We start from the raw sequence: 17,941 nt of genomic DNA, 5'->3' as shown, positions 1-17,941 counted from the left end.
TCCTCTCTGACTCGGGTGGACCGTGGTGGGTGCGACGGTGCGCACCCACCACGGTGCTCGTCCTCGGCGGACGGAGCTGGTTACTGGTCGAGGACGGCCGTGATCTCGTCGTTGTCGGCGTCGATGTTCTTCGCGTCGCCGAACACCGCTCCACGGACGAGCGTCAGCCACGGGCTGTCGGGAGCGTTGAACGCCTGCTGGAAGTTGATCGCGACGGGCGTGCTGCCCTTGGCCGCGACCTCGTTGATCGTCACGAGGCGCGGGTCGACGGCCGCGTACTTGTTGTCGGCCAGGTCTGCGCGCGACACGACGTCGTTGTTCTTGGCCAGGACCTCGACCTGCGCGTCCTCGCTCGTGAGCCACGAGAGGAAGTTCCAGGCGGCCGCCTCGTTCTTCGAGTCCTTGGAGATCCCGATGCCGTCGCCGCCCACGAACGTGGACTCTCCGCCGTCGGGCCCGGGGATCGGGGCGACACCGACGTCGACCGTCTCGGCCGCGGTGGACAGCAGGGTCGCGGGGTACGGCATCACGCCGACCTTGCCCTCCTGGAACGGGCCGGTCCACGTCGCGCCGGTCTCGTCCTTGGTGCCGGTGCCGATCGCACCCGAGTCGACCATGTCCTTGTAGACCGCGTAGACGTCCTTGGCCGTGTCGCTCGCGAGCAGGGACTCGGTGCCGTCGGCGCTCAGGACCTGGTCGCCGCCGGCCCAGACCGACGGGAACCACGTGAAGAGCGTGCACCCGCCGCAGTTGCCGCCGAAGTACGTGCCGGACACGCCGTCCTTGCCCAGCGCGCTGATGGCCTTGGCGTGCTCGCCGTACTCCTTGAGCGTTGTCGGCGGCTTCTCGGGGTCGAGCCCGGCCTCGCGGTAGAGGTCCTTGTTGTAGAACATGACCGAGAGGTCGAGGACGAACGGCAGGACGTACTCCTGGTCCTCGTACGTCCCGGCGTCGATGTGGCCCTGCGCGAGTTCGTCGGCGTAGGGGAGCCCGTCGATCCGGTCGGTGATGTCGGTGAACAGGCCCTGGGAGGTCCAGTTCGGGACGTAGACGATGTCCGCGGCGAAGAGGTCCGGGAGGCTCCCGCTGCCGGCCGCCGCGCCGACCTTCGCGACGTAGTCGTCGTTGGGCGTGATGGTCAGAGAGACCTGGTTCTCGTGGCTCGCGTTGTACGCGTCGACCAGGAGGGTGGCCTGCTTCTCCATCGGGGCGCGCGTCCACAGCGTGAGCTGCGTGCCGTCGTCGACCCCCTCGGGCGAGTCGCTCGCGGCGGTGTCGCCGCCCGACCCGCTGTCGGTGTCCTCGGCGGGCGAGCACGCCGCCAGGCTCGTGGCCAGCATGCCGACCGTGAGGAGGGCCGCCAACGGGCGGACTGCGCGGATCGACTTCCGTGTGGTGCTCATTCGAGCCTCCAAGCTCTCTTCGTTGAGGGTGGTGCGGGGGGTGTTCGGGTGCTGCTCTGCACGTCCAGGGGTCCTGCGCACGGCGACGAAACCGTTTCGGAAGCACGTCACGGACATCTGGCGACCGTGACGGCCCTGCCTCCACGACGAGATCTATCCGCATGTTGAGGCCGATAGGAGCAGGTTAGCGCTCACATAGCCTCTTGCGAAAGTCGCCGAAAAGGTTTTCTGAGACTATTGCGGAGTGGGGGAGCCGTCAACCCGCTGAGGGGGTTACAGTTTCGTCACGACCTCCGGACCCACCAGGGGCCCGGAACATCTCGAGGGAGCAGGACGATGGTGCGCGAGGACGAAGGGGGATCCCCGCCGGTCGACCGGGCCAAGCGCTCGGTCACGCTGACCGACGTCGCCCGGCTCGCGGGCGTCTCGGTGGCCACGGCCTCCAAGGCGCTCAACGGGCGTGACCAGGTCAAGGCCGAGACCAGGACGCGGGTCATGGAGGCGGCCGAGCGCTTGTCGTTCCAGCCCAACGCGCTCGCCCGTGGGCTGCTCGCGGGCCGGACCGGCACGGTCGGCCTGCTCACGAGCGACCTCGAGGGACGCTTCGTCATCCCCATCCTCATGGGCGCCGAAGACGCGTTCGGGGCGGGCCGCGTCTCGGTCTTCCTGTGCGACGCACGAGGCGACTCGATCCGCGAGCAGTACCACCTCCAGGCGCTGCTCTCGCGTCGCGTCGACGGTCTGATCGTCGTCGGGCGCCAGACGGACCCGCGTCAGTCGCTGGGCCAGCGGCTCCCCGTGCCCGTGGTCTACGCCTACGCGCCGTCCCAGGACGACGCGGACCTCTCGATCGTGCCCGACAACGTCGCGGGTGGGCGGGTCGCCGTCGAGCACCTCATCGCGTGCGGGCGCCGGCGCATCGCGCACGTCTCGGGAGACCCCACGTACGCGGCAGCCCAGGACCGCGCCGCCGGCACGGCCGCGGCACTCTCGGCAGCGGGGCTCGAGCTCGCGGGGGACGGCGTGCTGTTTGGGGAGTGGTCGGAGAGATGGGGACGGAGCGCAACGGCCATGCTCCTGGCCAAGGACCCGTCGATCGACGCGATCTTCGCCGCGAGCGACCAGATCGCCCGGGGCGTGCTGGAGACTCTCCGTGAGCTCGGCCGGGACGTTCCGGGCGACGTCTCGGTCATCGGGTTCGACAACTGGGAGCAGTTCGCGCTCGGCGCGCGACCCGAGCTCACGAGCGTCGACAACAACCTCGAGGTCCTGGGGCGCTACGCCGCGCAACGCCTGTTCGCCGCGATCGACGGCCAGCGGGCGTCAGGGGTCGAGAAACTCCCGTGCCGCCTGGTCCCGCGAGAGTCGACCTCACCGCTCGGAGCCCTCGGAGCCCTCGGGGCGTAGGTGCGACCTGCCGTCACCCGACGGGCGTCACGACCAGGCTGTCGGTCACCGCGCGGGCCTGCGCGGCGCCGTCGGCGTCCTGCGTCGCGAACGACTCCGTGACGAACACGAACGCGGTCCCCGTCGAGGTCGCGACCTCGACGATCGTCTCGACCTGGGAGACCTCGACGCCGTCGACCGTGCGGGTGCCCCCGAACCGGTGGGCGGGGAGCCCGGCGAGCTCGATCGGGCCCGGCTGCGTCGGGTCGACGGTCCAGTCCGCGGTCTCGGCCAGGTAGTCGGCAGCCGCGGCGGTCTGCTCAGCGAGCGTCGACCCGCCGGGAGGCTCGGTCGTGACGACCACGTTGGCCGTGAAGCCCGGGTCGCCGAACGGCTTCTCCGTGCGGACGACGAGGGGCGCGTCCTGCCCCGCACGGTCCCAGCCCGCGGGGACGGTCAGCGTGACCGAGACGCCGTCGTCGGTGATCTCGGCGGGTTGCGAGGTCGCCGCGGGCGGCGGCGCCTCCTGCGTGGCGCCGCCGCAGCCCGCGAGCAGGGGCACGAGCAGCGCGCAGGCGGCGACGAGGGAGAGCGGGCGGTGCGAGCGGGCCACAGGTGTCCTTTCGGGCCGGGACGGGCTCCGACGGGAGCCGACCCTCCCAGCCTGCCACGTCCAGGTCGTGGCTCGGCCTGCTCGCACGGCTCCCACATGCGAATATGCGACATTGAAGGCATGGTGGACAACAGCGGGCGACGTTCGTGCGCACCACCGAGGACGGTCACGAAGGAGTTCGACGATGAGCCGCATGTCCATCGAGGAGCGCCGCGCACAGATCGTCGACGCGGCGATGTCGATCGCCATCCGCGAAGGGGTGGAGGCCGTCACGGTGCGCGGGGTCGCGGCCGAGGCCGGGATCTCGCTCGGGACGGTCCACTACTGCTTCGAGGACAAGGACGCGATGCTCCGGGCCATGGGCCACAGCGTCGCGCTCGTGGCCTCGGACCCGGTCCGCATGGCCCTGGACCCCACGCAGGACCTCTACACGATCGCGCACGCGGCCGCCGACGGGTTGTGGCAGGGCCTCACCCCGCGCCGCCACATGCGGCTGCTGACGTTCGAGTTCGCGACCGCGGGGTCGCGCAACCGTGCGCTGCGCCCGGTCGCGCGGGCGCACCTCGAGCAGACGTGGGCCATGACGCAGGGCATCCTGGACCAGCTCTCGGAGATCGCGGGCATCACGTACTCGATGGACACGCCGTTCCTCGCGCGCATCGTCGCGGGGTACATCGACGGGATCGAGATCGCGTGGCTCGTCCAGCAGGACGACGAGGCCACGATCCGCAGCTTCCACGCGCTCGCGGACTACGTCCTGTCGCTCGTGGTGCACCCGGACGGTGCGGTGCCGGGCCCGGTGGAGCCCGCCGAGGCCTCGTAACGGGGCTCGCAGCAGCCCTGGTGGCTGCGTGCGGCTCCTCAGAGCAGGCCCGACGGCGCCGCTCGCCCCGGGCGCCGCTCGCCCCGGGCGGCGCGCGTCCCGTCCGCGACGCGCGCCGTCAGCGCGGCCCGAACACCTGGTCCGTGTACGGGTTCGCGAACACGCCGCCCGGGTCGGCCTGGGCGCGGACCCGGCGGAAGTCCTCGAAGCGGGGGTAGCGCTCCGCGAGGTCCTCGGCGCCCAGCGTGTGGAGCTTGCCCCAGTGCGGTCGTCCGCCCACGCCCGCGACGATCTTCTCGACGCCCTCGAAGTAGCGCTCGTGCGGGAGGCGGAGGTACTGGTGGACCGCGACGTAGGCGCTCTCGCGGCCGTGGGCCGTGGACAGCCACACGTCGTCCGCGGCGGCGAACCGGACCTCGACCGGGAACGGGACGTTCTCGCCCGAGGCCCTGACCCAGGCGTCGATCTCCTCGAGCACGTTCACGAGCTCGGCGCGCGGCACCGCGTACTCCATCTCGCGGAACCGCACGCGGCGCGGCGAGACGAACACCTCGTGCGAGGGCGCGACGTACGTGCGGGGGGCGAGAGCACGTGCCGAGAGCGCGTTGATGCGAGGCGTGGCGCGCGGCACGGCCGTCGCGAGCCGGTTGATGACCTCGAACGCCCCGTTGGACAGCAGCTCCTCGTCGACCCAGGCGCGCGCCCGGGTCACGGCGCCCGGCCGCTCCCCGCGAGCAGTGCGCAAGGAGGCCGAGGCCTCGTCGTCGGGACCCAGGCGGTCGTTGCGCTTGGTGAGCGCGCGGCGCGTGTGCGGGAACCAGTAGAACTCGAAGTGGTCGTGCGCGTTCTCGAGCCCTTCGGCGTCCGAGCCACCCCCGCGACCGCCCGAGGCGGTGCTCAGCTCCTCGAGGACCCGGTCGAGCGGCCAGGGCTCCTCCTGGGCCCGCAGGTGGAACGCCGGGACGACGTCGAGCGTCACGGCCGCGAGCACGCCCGTCGATCCGAGGCCCAGGCGGCTCGCCTCGAACAGGTCGGGATCCTGCTCGGGCGTGGCCTCGGTGACCGAACCGTCGGCCCCGACCACGCGCACCCCGCGCACCTGGGTCGCGAGACCGCCGAGCGAGGCGCCCGTGCCGTGCGTGCCGGTCGAGATCGCGCCCGCGATCGACTGGCGGTCGATGTCGCCGAGGTTGCGCATCGCGAGCCCCGCCGACGCCAGGACCTCGTTGAGCCGGTGCAGGCGGATGCCCGCACCCACGGTCACGCGCGCGCCGGTCTCGGTGCGGGTCACGTCCTCGACCGTCTGCAGGTGGTCGAGGCTCAGCAGGAGCCCGTCGGTGACTGCGGCTCCCGTGAACGAGTGTCCGGCGCCGACGGCCCGGACGTGCAGGCCGTCGTCCGCGGCTCTGCGCACGGTCTGCGCGAGCTCGTCGGTGTCGCGCGGGGCAGCGCGGCGCAGGGGATCAGCGGTCTGGTTTCGCGCCCAGTTCGTCCATGAACCGGGAGCCTGCTGGCTCGTCACACCCGGCACTATCTCACGAGGGGTAGGTTTCCTACCATGACGTCGACGCCCGTGCAGAGCAGCACGCAGGACCCGCCCGCCCGGTCCCACGCCGAAGGTGCGACCGATAGGTCCCGATCCTCCGGTTCGTCGGAGGAGACGCGCACGCTGGGCGACCGGCTGTCCGCAGCGACCGAGCGCGTCCCGGGCCCGGTCGCGGTCGTCGACCTCGACGTGTTCGACGCCAACGCCCGCGAGCTCCTGGCACGTGCCGGGGGAGTGCCCGTGCGCCTCGCGTCCAAGTCCGTGCGCGTGCGCTCGCTCGTCGAGCGAGCGGGCCGGCTCGGCTTCACGGGGATCATGGCGTACTCGCTGGCCGAGGCGCTGTGGCTCGTCGAGCAGGGCGCACGCGACGTGCTGGTCGCGTACCCGACGGTCGACCGCCGGGCGCTCGCGGAGCTCGCGGCGGACCCGGCCGCGCGCCGGGAGATCACGCTCATGGTCGACGACGTCGCGCAGGTCGCGCTCGTGGCGACCGCCCTCTCGGGGCACCGGGGAGCGGACGCTGCGGAGAGCAGGTCCGAGGGCGCAGCCGAGGCAGGCACCCCTCCCGTCCTGCTGTGCCTCGACATCGACGCCTCGCTGCGGCTGGGGGTCGGGCCCTTCACGGTCCACCTCGGGACCCGCCGCTCACCCGTCCACACCCCCGCGGAGGCCGCTGCGCTCGCGCACGCGATCGGGACGGTGCCCGGGCTGCGCGTGCGCGGCCTGATGTTCTACGAGGCGCAGGTCGCGGGGCTGCCCGACACGAGCCCCGCGGTGCGGCTCGTCAAGAAGGCCTCGGTCGCCGACCTGTCCACGCGCCGGGGCGAGGTCATCGCGGCCGTGCGCGACGCCGTCGGGCACGAGCTCGAGCTCGTGAACTCCGGGGGGACCGGCTCGCTCGAGACGTCCGCCGCCGACCCCGTCGTGACCGAGGTGACGTCCGGCTCGGGCCTGTTCGTGCCCGGCCTGTTCGACGGGTACCGCTCGTTCGTGCCGCACCCCTCGGCGTACTTCGGGCTCGACGTCGTGCGCGTCCCCGCGCCCGGCTACGCGACCGCGTTCGCAGGCGGGTACGTGGCCTCGGGGCCCGCAGGGGCCGCGCGCGTGCCCCGGGTCGTCGAGCCCGGGTGGCGGCTCACGTCGTCCGAGGGCGTCGGCGAGGTCCAGACGCCCCTGCACGTCGCCCGAGGCCGCCGCGACGCGCGCGAGCTCGCGGTGGGCGACCGCGTCTGGTTCCGCCACGCCAAGGCGGGCGAGCTCATGGAGCGCTTCGACCGCGTGCAGCTCGTGCGCGGCGACCAGGTCGTCGAGGAGGTCCCCACCTACCGGGGCGAGGGCAAGAACTTCGGGTAGCGCCGCCGTCGGGCCTGGTGGACGTCCCACCTGCTGAGAAGGTGGGCGCTGACGGGAATACGCGCGGTCCCCGCGCGATTGAGCACGGCATGACGAGCCTCCCCGACGCCGCCAAGGCGCTCCTCGACGCCCCCGAGTTCGCCACCGTCGCCACGCTCGAGGCCGACGGCAGCCCGCAGACCTCGGTCGTGTGGGTCGCGCGCGACGGCGAGGACATCGTGTTCTCGACGATCCACGGCCGCCGCAAGACCGACAACCTGCGGCGCGACCCCCGCCTGAGCGTGCTCGTCTACCCGCGTGACGCCCCGTACCGGTACCTCGAGGTGCGCGGCGAGGCCGCGATCGAGGAGGACCCCTCGGCCTCGCTCATCCACGCGCTCGCGCAGAAGTACACGGGAGCCGAGCGCTACACGGGCGACGACGGCACCGACAACCGCCGCGTGGTCGTGCGCGTGACCCCGACCAAGGTCCACTGGCGCGACTGACCGAAGCCGCGCCGCCGTCGCGCGAGGGCCCGGCAGGGTCCTCGGCTCGCCGGACGGGCCTGCGCGACCCGCTCGCGCGGGTGAAGACGCGCACGGATGCGCCGCCCCCGCCGGGGCGGGTTCTGCCGGGAGGGGTGCACCCCGGTAACCTTGCGGGCGTGAGCCTTCGACTGTTCGACACCGCGACGCGGGACGTGCGCGACTTCATCCCCCAGAACCAGGGTGAGGTCGGCATCTACCTGTGTGGGGCGACGGTCCAGTCGGCGCCGCACATCGGCCACATGCGCTCGGCCGTCGCGTTCGACGTCCTGGTGCGCTGGCTGCGTCGCACGGGCTCGCGCGTGACCCTCATCCGCAACGTCACGGACATCGACGACAAGATCCTCGCCAAGTCCGTGGACGCGGGCGAGCCCTGGTGGGCGTGGGCCGCGATCAACGAGCGCGCCTTCACCGCGGCCTACGACGCGCTGGGCGTGACGCCTCCGACCTACGAGCCCCGCGCCACGGGGCACGTGCCGGACATGGTCGAGCTCATGCAGCGCCTCGTCGACTCGGGGCACGCCTACACGACCGGACCCGGCGACGTGTGGTTCGACGTCCGCTCGTGGGCGGACTACGGCTCGCTCACGAACCAGCGCCTCGAGGACCTCGCCCCCGCCCCGGCGGACCCGGTCGAGGACTCCCTCAAGCGCGACCCGCGCGACTTCGCGCTATGGAAGGCCCCCAAGCCCGGCGAACCCGCCACGGCCTCGTGGGACACCCCGTTCGGGCGCGGACGGCCCGGCTGGCACCTCGAGTGCTCGGCCATGGCCCACCGGTACCTGGGGAGCACGTTCGACATCCACGGCGGCGGCCTGGACCTGCGGTTCCCGCACCACGAGAACGAGCAGGCGCAGTCCCGCGCGGCCGGCGACGGGTTCGCCCAGTACTGGCTGCACTCGGCCTGGGTCACCCAGGGCGGCGCCAAGATGAGCAAGTCGCTCGGCAACGGGCTGCTCGTGCGCGAGGTGCTCTCCACGACCAGTCCGGCCGTGCTGCGCTACGCGCTCGCCGCGGTCCAGTACCGGTCGATGCTCGAGTGGACGCAGGACACCGTGACCGAGGCGGAGGCCACGTGGGAGCGGCTCAGCGGGTTCGTCCAGCGCGCGAGCGAGCGCGTGGGCGAGGTCGACGTCGCCGACGTGCGCGAGGCCGAGCTCCCGACCGCGTTCGTGACGGCCATGGACGACGACCTCAACGTGCCGGCCGCGCTCGCCGTGGTCCACGAGCACCTGCGGGCGGGCAACTCTGCGCTCGCCGACCGGTCGCCGGCCGCCGACACGGTCGCCCGCCACCACCTCGTCTCGATCCGCGCGATGCTCGACGTGCTGGGGCTGGACCCCGCGGGCGAGCAGTGGGCAGACGCCGGGGACACCCGGTACCGCCACGCGCTCGACGCGGTCGTGACCGCCGAGCTCGACGCCCGCGCCCAGGCACGGGCGGCACGCGACTTCGCCACCTCCGACGCGATCCGGGACCGCCTCGCGGCCGCCGGGGTCGTCGTGGAGGACTCCAGCGACGGGGCCCGCTGGTCCCTCGCTGCACGCCAGGGCACCTGACCAGGAGCCCTGGACCGACGGCCGGACGGCGCCCACCGGGGCGCGGGGTCCGCCACCGACAACTTCACTCATTCACATCGACCGACGGGGCAGACCCATGGCTGGAAACTCACAACGACGCGGCGCGACCCGCAGCAGCAACAAGAAGGGCGCCGTCGCCGGCACGGGCGGCAAGAACCGTCGCTCGCTCGAGGGCCGTGGCCCGACGCCCAAGGCCGAGGACCGCACCTACCACAAGGCGCACAAGGCCAAGGTCGCGGCCGAGCGCCGCGAGGCCACCTCGACGGGTCCCCGCTCGCACGACGCCAAGAGCGCAGCACGTGGTGGCCGCCCGAGCGGTCGCACGCCCTCGCGCACGACCCGCTCGAGCAGCGCCAACGAGGTCGTCAACGGCCGCAACGCGGTGCTCGAGGCCCTCCGTGCGTACATCCCGGTCTCCGCGGTCTACATCGCGACGCGCCTCGAGGCCGACGACCGCACCAAGGAGATCCTGAACATCGCCTCCGGGCGCGGGTACAACCTCCTCGAGGTCACCAAGGCCGAGCTCGACCGCATGACCGACGGCTCGGTCCACCAGGGCGTCGCGATCCAGGTCCCGCCCTACGACTACGCCGACCCCGAGGACCTCCTCGACCGGGCGCACGAGGCGGGCGAGCCCCCGCTCATCGTCGCGCTCGACGGCGTGACCGACCCGCGCAACCTCGGCGCCGTCCTGCGTTCTGCGGGCGCGTTCGGCGCGCACGGTGTCCTGGTGCCCGAGCGCCGCGCGGCCGGTGTCACGGCCTCGGCCTGGAAGGTGTCCGCCGGGGCCGCGGCGCGCGTGCCCGTGGCCCGCGCGACGAACCTCGTGCGCACGCTCACCGAGTACAAGGCCGCGGGCTGCTTCATCGTCGGGCTCGACGGCGGCGGCCCCGTCGCCGTGGGTGAGCTCGCGTTCGGCAAGGACCCGCTCGTGCTCGTCGTCGGCTCCGAGGGCAAGGGCCTCTCGCGCCTCGTGCGCGAGACGTGCGACGTCGTCGCCTCGATCCCGATCCTCTCGGACGTCGAGTCGCTCAACGCGGGCGTCGCGGCCGGCATCTCGCTCTACGAGGTCGCGCGCCTGCGCGCCGCCGAGGACTGAGCCCCCGCACTGAGAGTCGCCCCAGGGCGCCCCGCAGACCGCCTCCAGGCGGTCCGTGAGGCGCCCTGTGCGCTGCTTGGGCTGGTCGGACCCGCGGTCCAGGGGCGTGGGCGGGTACGCGAGGCCCGCGGCGCTGCGGCCCGCGGCACCGCGGCCCGCGGGTGCGCCCCGTGGTCTCCCGGGGCATGCTCGCGGCATGGACCCTCACCCCGTGCACCGGCACTACCGGGTGCTGCTCCTCGTCCTGACGTTCTCGACGGGCATCATCGACGGCATCTGCTACCTGGCCCTGGACCAGGTCTTCACGGCCAACATGACCGGCAACGTGCTCATCCTCGGGATGGGACTGGCCGGCGGTCAGGACGTCCCTACGGCCGGCCCGCTCGTCGCCCTCGTGGCGTACGTCGGGGGAGCAGGGATCGCGGGGTACGCGTTCCGCAACCACCCGGCCGGCTGGCACCGGACGACCACCGGACTGTTCGCGGGGGTCGGTGTGGGCGTGCTCGCCGCGTCCGTCGCGGCCGCCCTGGTCGGGGAACCCAGGGGATGGCACCTGCTCGTGATCGTGGCGGTGCTCGGGCTGTCGATGGGCACCCAGGCAGCGACCGCACGGCACCTGTCGGTCAAGGACCTCACGACGACCGTGGTCACCTCGACGCTCACGGGACTGGCCGCCGACTACTTCCAGGGCAGCCAGGGCCGGGAGGCATGGGTCCGTCGGGTGTCCGCGGTCCTCGCGCTCGGTGCGGGCGCGGCCACGGGGGCTCTCGTGCTGCGCGCGGGGCTCGAGGTGGCCCTCGTGGTGCCCGGGGTCATCGCGCTCGGTACGGCCCTCGTGGGTGAGCGCTACCGACGCCAGGACGCCGTGCCGGCAGTCACGACGCGTCCCTGAGCCCGGAGGCCTGGCCGTCAAGGCCTGCGCCCCCGCCGAGCCTCACTCCTGCTGGTCGACCTCGCCCGGGGCCAGGCCCAGGATCGCCTTCTCGTCGGGCCGGTGCCGCAGCACGTTCTCCACGTACGACGCCGTGGCCTCGGGCATGGGGATGTCGCGCCCGGCCTTCTCGGAGATGAACCAGCGGTGGTCGAGGATCTCGTGGAAGAGCTGAGCAGGCTGCAGCTTGCGCCGCAGGTCGCGCGGCACGGCCTGGATCGTGGGCTCGAACACGCCGCTGAGCCAGTCGTGCGCGACGAACTCCTCGTCGTCGTTCTGCCGCTCGGCCGCCGCGCGGTAGGAGTCGAGGTCGTTGAGGAGCCGGCGCGCCTGGTTCTCCTGCACGTCCAGCCCCGTGAGCCGGATGAGGCGGCGCGAGTGGTGCCCGGCGTCGACGACCTTGGGCTGGATCTGGACCGTGGTCCCGTCGATGTCGGTCGTGATGTCGAGCTCGCCGACGTCGAACCCCAGGTTGTTGAGGCGTTCGATGCGGGCCGCGACGCGCCAGCGCTCGTCGGACGCGAACGACTCGGCGTTCGTGAGGGCGTCCCAGAGCTCGTTGTACCGTGCGACGAGCGCGTCGCCCACGAGGATCTCGTCGATGTCCTCGTCGAGGAGCTCGCCCGCCGAGAGGTCCATGAGCTCGCCGATGATGTTGGTCCGCGCGAGGTCCACGTCGTAGCTGCGCTGGCCCGGGCTCAGCTCGCGGTGCAGGTCTCCCGTCTCCGCGTCGACGAGGTAGGCCGCGAAGGTCTCGGCGTCACGTCGGAAGAGCGTGTTGGACAGCGACACGTCGCCCCAGTAGAAGCCGATGAGGTGCAGGCGCACGAGCAGCACCGCGAGGGCGTCGATGAGCCGGGTCGCGGTGTCGGGCTGGAGGGCCTGGCTGAAGAGCGCGCGGTAGGGCAGCGAGAACTGCAGGTGCTCGGTGATGAGCACGGCCTCGAGGCGCTCGCCGTTCGCGTCGGAGCGGCCGGTGATGACCCCGACGGGCACGACGCTCGGCACGTCCATGCGGCTGAGCTGGCGCAGGAGCTCGTACTCGCGGTACGCGACGGACTCGCCGATCTCCTTGATCGCGATGACGCGCCCGGACATGCGCACGAAGCGCACGATGTGGCGGGAGATACCGCGGGGGAGGGCTGCGAGCACCTCGTCTGGCCACTGCTCGAGCGGGATGTCCCAGGGGAGGTCGAGCAGGGCTGGGTCGGGGGCTGACGCGGTGATCTGCAGGTTCTGCACCATGACAGGTCCTTTCTCCGCGGTGGCCGGTCGCGCGGGGTGGCTCGGCGGACTGCGGTGCGCGCCGTGCGGCAGGTCGCCGCGGGTCCGCACCCGTCGTCGGTCACGGCTGCGGACGTTCCGCAGCCACGGGGAAGGATATGCGAAAGGGGCGGACCCGGCACACAGCCGAGCCCGCCCCCGTGTCGCTAGAGGTCAGCTGAGACGCAGGCCCGTCGCGGTCGAGAAGATGTGCGTGTTGCCCGGGCGGATCGCCACGTGGATGCGCTCGCCCTTGGCGGGCACGTTGCGCGGGTCGACGCGGACGATGATCTGGTTGTCACCAGCACCCGAGTGGACGTCGGCGCTGGCCAGGTCACCCTTGAGGGTGCCGTAGACGAACGCGTCGGAGCCGAGCTCCTCGACGATGTTGACCTCGACGGCGAACGCGTTCTCGTTCGCCTGCGTGGTGACCTCGAGGGACTCGGGGCGGAAGCCGACCGTGACCTTGCCCTTGTCGGCCTCGGTGATCTTGGCGACGACCTCGCGGTCGAGCGGGATGCGCGCCGCGCCGACCTCGGCTGCACCGTTGTTCACGGTGAAGGTCGCGAGGTTCATGGCGGGGGAGCCGATGAAGCCGGCGACGAACACGTTGGCCGGGGTGTCGTACATGTCGCGCGGCGTGCCGACCTGCTGCAGGAGGCCGTCCTTGAGGACCGCGATGCGGTCACCCATGGTGAGGGCCTCGGTCTGGTCGTGCGTGACGTAGACGGTCGTGACACCGAGGCGGCGCTGGAGCGACGCGATCTGCGTACGGGTCTGGACACGGAGCTTGGCGTCGAGGTTCGACAGCGGCTCGTCCATGAGGAAGACCTGCGGCTGGCGGACGATCGCGCGGCCCATGGCGACACGCTGGCGCTGACCACCCGAGAGGGCCTTCGGCTTGCGGTCCAGGTACTCGGACAGGTCGAGGATCTTCGCAGCCTCCTCGACGCGCTGGCGGATGTCCGCCTTGGGCGTGCCGGCGATCTTCAGCGCGAAGCCCATGTTGTCCGCGACGGACATGTGCGGGTACAGCGCGTAGTTCTGGAACACCATCGCGATGTCGCGGTCCTTGGGCTGCACGTCGGTGACGTCGCGGTCACCGATGAAGATGTGCCCGCCGTTGACGTCCTCGAGGCCCGCGAGCATGCGGAGCGAGGTCGACTTGCCACAACCCGAGGGGCCGACGAGGACGAGGAACTCGCCGTCCTCGATGTGCAGGTTGAGCTGGTCCACCGCAGGGCGCTCGGTCCCCGGGTAGAGCCGCGTTGCGTGGTCGAAAGTGACCGTAGCCATGATGGGTACATCCCTCCACCGGCAGGTACGTGCCGGACGATCCGTTGTGTAGTGACGTGCCGCGCTTTCACGTGGTGCGTGTCTGCTGTGACACAGAAGAAGCCGAACCTCCAGGGTTTCCGGTCGTCCGGGGACCTGGGGGTCCGACGTCATCGTTGCTCGGCATCCTACCCCCGCCCGCTGAGTTCTCCGTCACACCCCGGTCACGTCCGGGTAACGGTCCTCAGGCGCCCAGCAGGTCGGCGAGCGCCGTGAGCGCACGGGCCGCCTCGGCGGGGTCGGCGACGCGCCGGCGTGCGAGCGTCTCGCCCGGGCCGACCTTGATCCCGAGGTCGGACGCGCCGAGCACGGCGAACGCCCTCTCGTCGGTCACGTCGTCGCCCAGGTAGAGCACCGCGGGCGACCCCAGGCTCGTGCGCAGCGCGTCGAGCGCGATGCCCTTCGAGGTGCTCGTGACCGCGATCTCGACGACGTTCTTCCCCGTCATGGCGTGCGCGCCCAGCTCGTCGCCGAGCAGCGCCGCGGCGGCCGAGGCCTCGTCGGCCGCGAGCTGGGAGGACAGGCGGGTGTGCAGCACCGCGGCGGAGGGCTTGTACTCGACCCAGGCGCCCTCGACGGGGGCCGCGATCTCCTCGAGGCCCTGCGTGACGCGGTCCAGGAGGGTGGTCTGGCTGTCGTCGAGCGCGACGGGCACGAGGCGGACGCGGGCCGTGGTCCCGTCCGCGCGGACCTGGCTCTGCGCACCGGGTGCGTCGCCGGCGCCGGCACCGTCAGCCCCGTCGGCCCCGCCGGCAACACCAGGACCGTCGGCCGGACCGCCCTCGGGGGCAGGAGCCAGCACCTCGCCCGTCTCGGCGCCGTGGCTCCCGACGAGCAGCGCCCCCAGGGGCGGCGAGGCCAGGCGTGCGAGGTCCTCGATCCGGCGGCCCGACACGAGCGCGACGCGCACGCGGTCCGGGCCGAGCGTCGCGAGCCGCGCGAGCGCGGCCGCCGACGCCGGGGTGGGGCGCGACGCGAGCGGGTCGTCGCCCAGGGGGGCGAGCACCCCGTCGAAGTCGCTCGCCACGAGCAGGGGCCCGCCCGCCGGCGCGCCGCCGTCGGGCGTGCGGGGGGCGAGCGCCGCGAACGCGGCGAGGTCGCGCTCGAGCCCGCCGTCGAGAGCGGTCCCGGGGCCCGACGCCGTCACGCGCCCTCTCCCTCGGCCGGTTCCTGGCGGCGGGGCGTGTCGCGCGACGGCATGGCCTGCAGCACGCCGAGGAAGGACTCGGACCACTTCGAGACGTCGTCCGCGAGGACGCGTCGACGCAGCCGGCGCATCCGCTTGCGCTGCTCACGGGGGTCCATGTGGGCCGCGGCGACGATGATGTCCTTCATGCCGTCGATGTCGTGCGGGTTGACGAGCAGCGCGCCGCTCGCGAGCTCGTCGGCCGCGCCCGTGAACTCCGACAGCACGAGCACGCCCTGGTCGTCCGAGCGGGCCGCGATGTACTCCTTGGCGACGAGGTTCATGCCGTCGCGCAGCGAGGTGACGAGCATGACGTCGGCCGCGAGGTAGAGCGCGGCCATCTCCTCGGGCGGGTACGAGTGGTGGAGGTAGTGGATCGCCGCGTGGCCGATCTCGGCGTACTCGCCGTTGATGCGCCCCACGAGGCCCTCGACCTGCTCGCGCAGCTCCTGGTAGGCGCCCACGTTCTCGCGGCTGGGGCTCGCGACCTGGACGAGCGTGACGTGCTCGACGTCGATGCGCCCGTCCTGGAGGATCTCGCCGTAGGCCTTGATCCGGTGCCGGATGCCCTTGGTGTAGTCGAGCCGGTCGACCCCGAGCATCATGACCTCGGGGTCGCCCAGGTCGGCGCGGATCTCGCGCGAGCGGGCCTGGACCTCGGGGGTCCGGGCGAGCTCGTCGAACGTGTGCGAGTCGATCGAGATGGGGAAGGCCGCGGCGCGCACGTGGCGGGCGGGGCTGTCCTCGGTCGCGGGGGTCGTGACGATGGGCCCACGGGTCGTGTACCCGGTCAGCCGGCGCACGGCCCGGATGAAGTTCGACGCGTCGCCCGCGCGCTGGAAGCCGATGAGGTCCGCGCCCAGGAGCCCGTCGATGACCTGACGGCGCCACGGGAGCTGCTGGAACAGCTCGAGCGGGGGGAAGGGGATGTGGTTGAAGAAGCCGATCCGCAGGTCGGGTCGCTGCTCGCGCAGCATGCGGGGCACGAGCTGGAGCTGGTAGTCGTGCACCCAGACGGTCGCACCGTGGTCGGCCTGTGCCGCGGCGGCGTCCGCGAAGCGCTGGTTGACGCGCCGGTAGGCGTCCCACCACTGCCGGTGGAACGCGGGGGGAGCGATCACGTCGTGGTAGAGCGGCCACAGCGTGTCGTTCGAGAAGCCCTCGTAGTAGCGCTCGATCTCGGTCGCGGAGAGGGTCACGGGCACGAGCCGCATGTCGTCCGCGTCGAAGGGCTCGACCTCGAGGTCAGGCGCGCCGGACCAGCCCACCCAGGCGCCGTCCGACTTCTGCATGACCGGTTCGAGAGCCGTGACGAGCCCTCCGGGGGAGCGCTTCCAGTCGACGCGTCCCTCGTGGTCGACCGTGAAGTCGACCGGGAGCCGGTTGGACACCACGACGAGGTCGTAGCCGTCTTTGCCAGTCAATGGAGATCTCCTTGATATTCGGTTGGACGTCCGTGAATCTCCCCCCAGGTTATCTGTGCCGCGTCTCACCTGCTCACGGGAGAGCAGGGCACGGACGCGTTTTGTCGATACCTTGACACCATGGAGGAGGCCAGCAGCAGATCTGTCGACCCGGCGCGGAGCAACGGCACCGCGCGCCGTGGCGGGCTGCCGGCGGGCAGCGAGGTCGGGGGCTACCGCATCCTCGCGCGGCTCGGTGCCGGCGCCATGGGCGCGGTCTACGAGGCCGAGGACGGCGGCGGGAACCTCGTCGCGATGAAGTTCCTGCACGCGCACCTCGACGTCGACGCCCAGGGCCGGGACCGCCTGCGCCGCGAGGCCGTCGCGCTCCAACGGCTGCGGCACCCGGCGGTCGCGCAGATCCTCGACGTCGAGCTCGACGGCTCGGACGCCTTCATCGTCACCGAGCTCGTCGACGGCCCCAACCTCGAGGAGGAGATCGCGACGGGGGGACCGCTCGACGCGCGCGACCTGTTCGAGCTCGCGGACCAGCTCGCCGAGGCGCTCGAGGCCGTCCACAGCGCGGGCGTGGTGCACCGCGACCTCAAGCCGAGCAACGTCCTGGTGACCCAGAACGGCCCGGTGCTCATCGACTTCGGCATCGCGCACGGCCTCGACGAGGCCCGTGCGACGTCGACCGGCCTGGTCATGGGTACGCCCGGCTACCTGGCCCCCGAGCTCCTCGAAGGGGCCGCGCCGAGCGCCAACAGCGACTGGTGGGGATGGTCGGCCGTCCTGGCCTTCGCCGCCACGGGCCGCCCGCCGTTCGGCATGCGCCCGGTCGAGGCCGTCCTGGCGCGCGCCCGCACGGGCGAGGCCGACCTGGCGGGGCTCGGCCCGCGGACCGCTGGTGCGCTCGCGGCGGCCCTCGGGGCCGACCCTGCGCGGCGCCTGGGGCCGTCGGAGGTCGCCGAGGTCCTGCGGCGCGCCGCGGACGAGGGGGACGGCCCGACGGCGTCACCCGCCACGGGAGCGACCGCGATCGTCCCGCCGACCTTCAGCGGGCAGGGAGTCGGCGCAGCGGCTGCCGGGGCCCTCGCCGCGACGCTCGCGGCCGTCGGCAGCGCGGCGGCCACCACCCCGACCCTCCCCGCCGCGACGAAGGTCGCGGGCGCAGGTGCGGGTGCGGGTGCTGCTGCCACCGTGGCGCTCCCCGCGTCGGCCGTCGACGTCATGCCGACGAGCGTGGTGTCCGTGACCCGTTCGGCGGTCCCGGTCCCCGGTGCTCCCTCGATCCCGCCGCTCGCGGCGACGCAGGTCCTCGCCAACGACGGGCGGACGGTCGCGATGCCCGCGGTCCCGTCGGGTGCACCCGTGCCGGCGCCGCAGCCGCCGCCCTCGGTGGTCCCGCGCGTCTCGCCGGTCCAGCTCCAGGGCCCGGTCCCCGCCGCAGCGCCGGGACGAGCCCCGGTCCCTCCGCCCGGGTACGCCGTGCC

The 17,941-nt window shown here is 72.7% G+C and carries 15 protein-coding genes; 8 read left to right on the top strand and 7 right to left on the bottom strand.

What is annotated here, in order from left to right; translation table 11 throughout:
- Positions 1 to 80: 80 nt before the first annotated feature.
- Entirely contained in the window at positions 81 to 1,403 is a 1,323-nt protein-coding gene (locus OERS_RS15650; protein WP_068626845.1) for an ABC transporter substrate-binding protein, read from the bottom strand.
- A 336-nt stretch (positions 1,404 to 1,739) separates the two neighbouring features.
- Here OERS_RS15650 and OERS_RS15645 point away from each other — a divergent pair, with 336 nt between their 5' ends.
- Positions 1,740 to 2,810, top strand: coding sequence for a LacI family DNA-binding transcriptional regulator (locus OERS_RS15645; RefSeq protein WP_068626843.1), 1,071 nt, complete (start codon positions 1,740 to 1,742; stop codon positions 2,808 to 2,810).
- Between the two features lie 13 nt (positions 2,811 to 2,823).
- Here the strand turns inward: OERS_RS15645 and OERS_RS15640 are convergent, their stop codons facing one another.
- Entirely contained in the window at positions 2,824 to 3,402 is a 579-nt protein-coding gene (locus OERS_RS15640; protein WP_068626841.1) for a hypothetical protein, read from the bottom strand.
- Positions 3,403 to 3,586: 184 nt separating this feature from the next.
- Here OERS_RS15640 and OERS_RS15635 point away from each other — a divergent pair, with 184 nt between their 5' ends.
- Positions 3,587 to 4,225, top strand: coding sequence for a TetR/AcrR family transcriptional regulator (locus OERS_RS15635; protein WP_068626839.1), 639 nt, complete (start codon positions 3,587 to 3,589; stop codon positions 4,223 to 4,225).
- 118 nt (positions 4,226 to 4,343) lie between these two features.
- Here OERS_RS15635 and OERS_RS15630 read toward each other — a convergent pair whose 3' ends face one another.
- Positions 4,344 to 5,747: a D-arabinono-1,4-lactone oxidase gene (locus OERS_RS15630; RefSeq protein ID WP_068626837.1), complete on the bottom strand. Its 1,404-nt coding sequence runs from the start codon at positions 5,745 to 5,747 to the stop codon at positions 4,344 to 4,346.
- A gap of 36 nt (positions 5,748 to 5,783) precedes the next feature.
- Here OERS_RS15630 and OERS_RS15625 point away from each other — a divergent pair, with 36 nt between their 5' ends.
- The 5 genes from OERS_RS15625 (at position 5,784) to OERS_RS15605 (ending at position 11,219) form a co-directional block, all read left to right on the top strand.
- Positions 5,784 to 7,124 (top strand): type III PLP-dependent enzyme domain-containing protein, encoded by a 1,341-nt coding sequence (locus tag OERS_RS15625; RefSeq protein ID WP_083201528.1) that lies wholly within the window; start codon positions 5,784 to 5,786, stop codon positions 7,122 to 7,124.
- Positions 7,125 to 7,213: 89 nt separating this feature from the next.
- Positions 7,214 to 7,609 carry a PPOX class F420-dependent oxidoreductase gene (locus tag OERS_RS15620; protein ID WP_056645264.1) on the top strand — a complete coding sequence of 132 codons (396 nt, stop codon included), beginning with the start codon at positions 7,214 to 7,216 and terminating at the stop codon, positions 7,607 to 7,609.
- 158 nt (positions 7,610 to 7,767) lie between these two features.
- Positions 7,768 to 9,207, top strand: coding sequence for a cysteine--tRNA ligase (gene cysS, locus OERS_RS15615; RefSeq protein WP_068626835.1), 1,440 nt, complete (start codon positions 7,768 to 7,770; stop codon positions 9,205 to 9,207).
- 97 nt (positions 9,208 to 9,304) lie between these two features.
- Positions 9,305 to 10,327, top strand: coding sequence for a 23S rRNA (guanosine(2251)-2'-O)-methyltransferase RlmB (gene rlmB, locus OERS_RS15610; protein WP_056645268.1), 1,023 nt, complete (start codon positions 9,305 to 9,307; stop codon positions 10,325 to 10,327).
- Positions 10,328 to 10,523: 196 nt separating this feature from the next.
- Positions 10,524 to 11,219 carry a YoaK family protein gene (locus tag OERS_RS15605; protein WP_068626833.1) on the top strand — a complete coding sequence of 232 codons (696 nt, stop codon included), beginning with the start codon at positions 10,524 to 10,526 and terminating at the stop codon, positions 11,217 to 11,219.
- Positions 11,220 to 11,261: 42 nt separating this feature from the next.
- Here the strand turns inward: OERS_RS15605 and OERS_RS15600 are convergent, their stop codons facing one another.
- The 4 genes from OERS_RS15600 to otsA all read right to left on the bottom strand — a co-directional run bounded on the left by OERS_RS15600 (position 11,262) and on the right by otsA (position 16,466).
- On the bottom strand, positions 11,262 to 12,503 hold the full coding sequence (locus OERS_RS15600) for a DUF4032 domain-containing protein (RefSeq protein ID WP_056645273.1): 1,242 nt from the start codon (positions 12,501 to 12,503) through the stop codon (positions 11,262 to 11,264).
- A gap of 192 nt (positions 12,504 to 12,695) precedes the next feature.
- A complete protein-coding gene (locus OERS_RS15595) occupies positions 12,696 to 13,817 on the bottom strand; it encodes an ABC transporter ATP-binding protein (protein ID WP_056645275.1) in 1,122 nt (373 codons plus the stop codon).
- 223 nt (positions 13,818 to 14,040) lie between these two features.
- Complete coding sequence (locus OERS_RS15590) at positions 14,041 to 15,003, bottom strand: trehalose-phosphatase (RefSeq protein ID WP_068626831.1); 963 nt, start codon at positions 15,001 to 15,003, stop codon at positions 14,041 to 14,043.
- Entirely contained in the window at positions 15,000 to 16,466 is a 1,467-nt protein-coding gene (otsA, locus tag OERS_RS15585) for an alpha,alpha-trehalose-phosphate synthase (UDP-forming) (protein WP_068626829.1), read from the bottom strand. Before otsA ends, OERS_RS15590 begins: the two co-directional genes overlap by 4 nt.
- A 120-nt stretch (positions 16,467 to 16,586) precedes the next feature.
- On the opposite strand from otsA, the gene OERS_RS15580 reads away from it, so the two are divergent.
- The coding region (locus OERS_RS15580) for a protein kinase domain-containing protein (protein WP_139107877.1) at positions 16,587 to 17,941 on the top strand (1,355 nt) is incomplete at its 3' end.

The sequence above is a fragment of the Oerskovia enterophila genome (assembly GCF_001692445.1).
GTDB lineage: Bacteria > Actinomycetota > Actinomycetes > Actinomycetales > Cellulomonadaceae > Oerskovia > Oerskovia enterophila.
The sequence above is the reverse complement of the archived record's forward strand: the minus strand, read 5'-3'. Positions and strand labels throughout refer to the sequence as shown.

Coding starts and splice junctions, on each gene's coding strand:
- OERS_RS15650 (WP_068626845.1), bottom strand. CDS start 1,403: ATGAGCACCACACGGAAGTCGATCCGCGCAGTCCGCCCGTTGGCGGCC.
- OERS_RS15645 (WP_068626843.1), top strand. CDS start 1,740: ATGGTGCGCGAGGACGAAGGGGGATCCCCGCCGGTCGACCGGGCCAAG.
- OERS_RS15635 (WP_068626839.1), top strand. CDS start 3,587: ATGAGCCGCATGTCCATCGAGGAGCGCCGCGCACAGATCGTCGACGCG.
- OERS_RS15625 (WP_083201528.1), top strand. CDS start 5,784: ATGACGTCGACGCCCGTGCAGAGCAGCACGCAGGACCCGCCCGCCCGG.
- OERS_RS15620 (WP_056645264.1), top strand. CDS start 7,214: ATGACGAGCCTCCCCGACGCCGCCAAGGCGCTCCTCGACGCCCCCGAG.
- rlmB (WP_056645268.1), top strand. CDS start 9,305: ATGGCTGGAAACTCACAACGACGCGGCGCGACCCGCAGCAGCAACAAG.
- OERS_RS15605 (WP_068626833.1), top strand. CDS start 10,524: ATGGACCCTCACCCCGTGCACCGGCACTACCGGGTGCTGCTCCTCGTC.
- OERS_RS15600 (WP_056645273.1), bottom strand. CDS start 12,503: ATGGTGCAGAACCTGCAGATCACCGCGTCAGCCCCCGACCCAGCCCTG.
- OERS_RS15595 (WP_056645275.1), bottom strand. CDS start 13,817: ATGGCTACGGTCACTTTCGACCACGCAACGCGGCTCTACCCGGGGACC.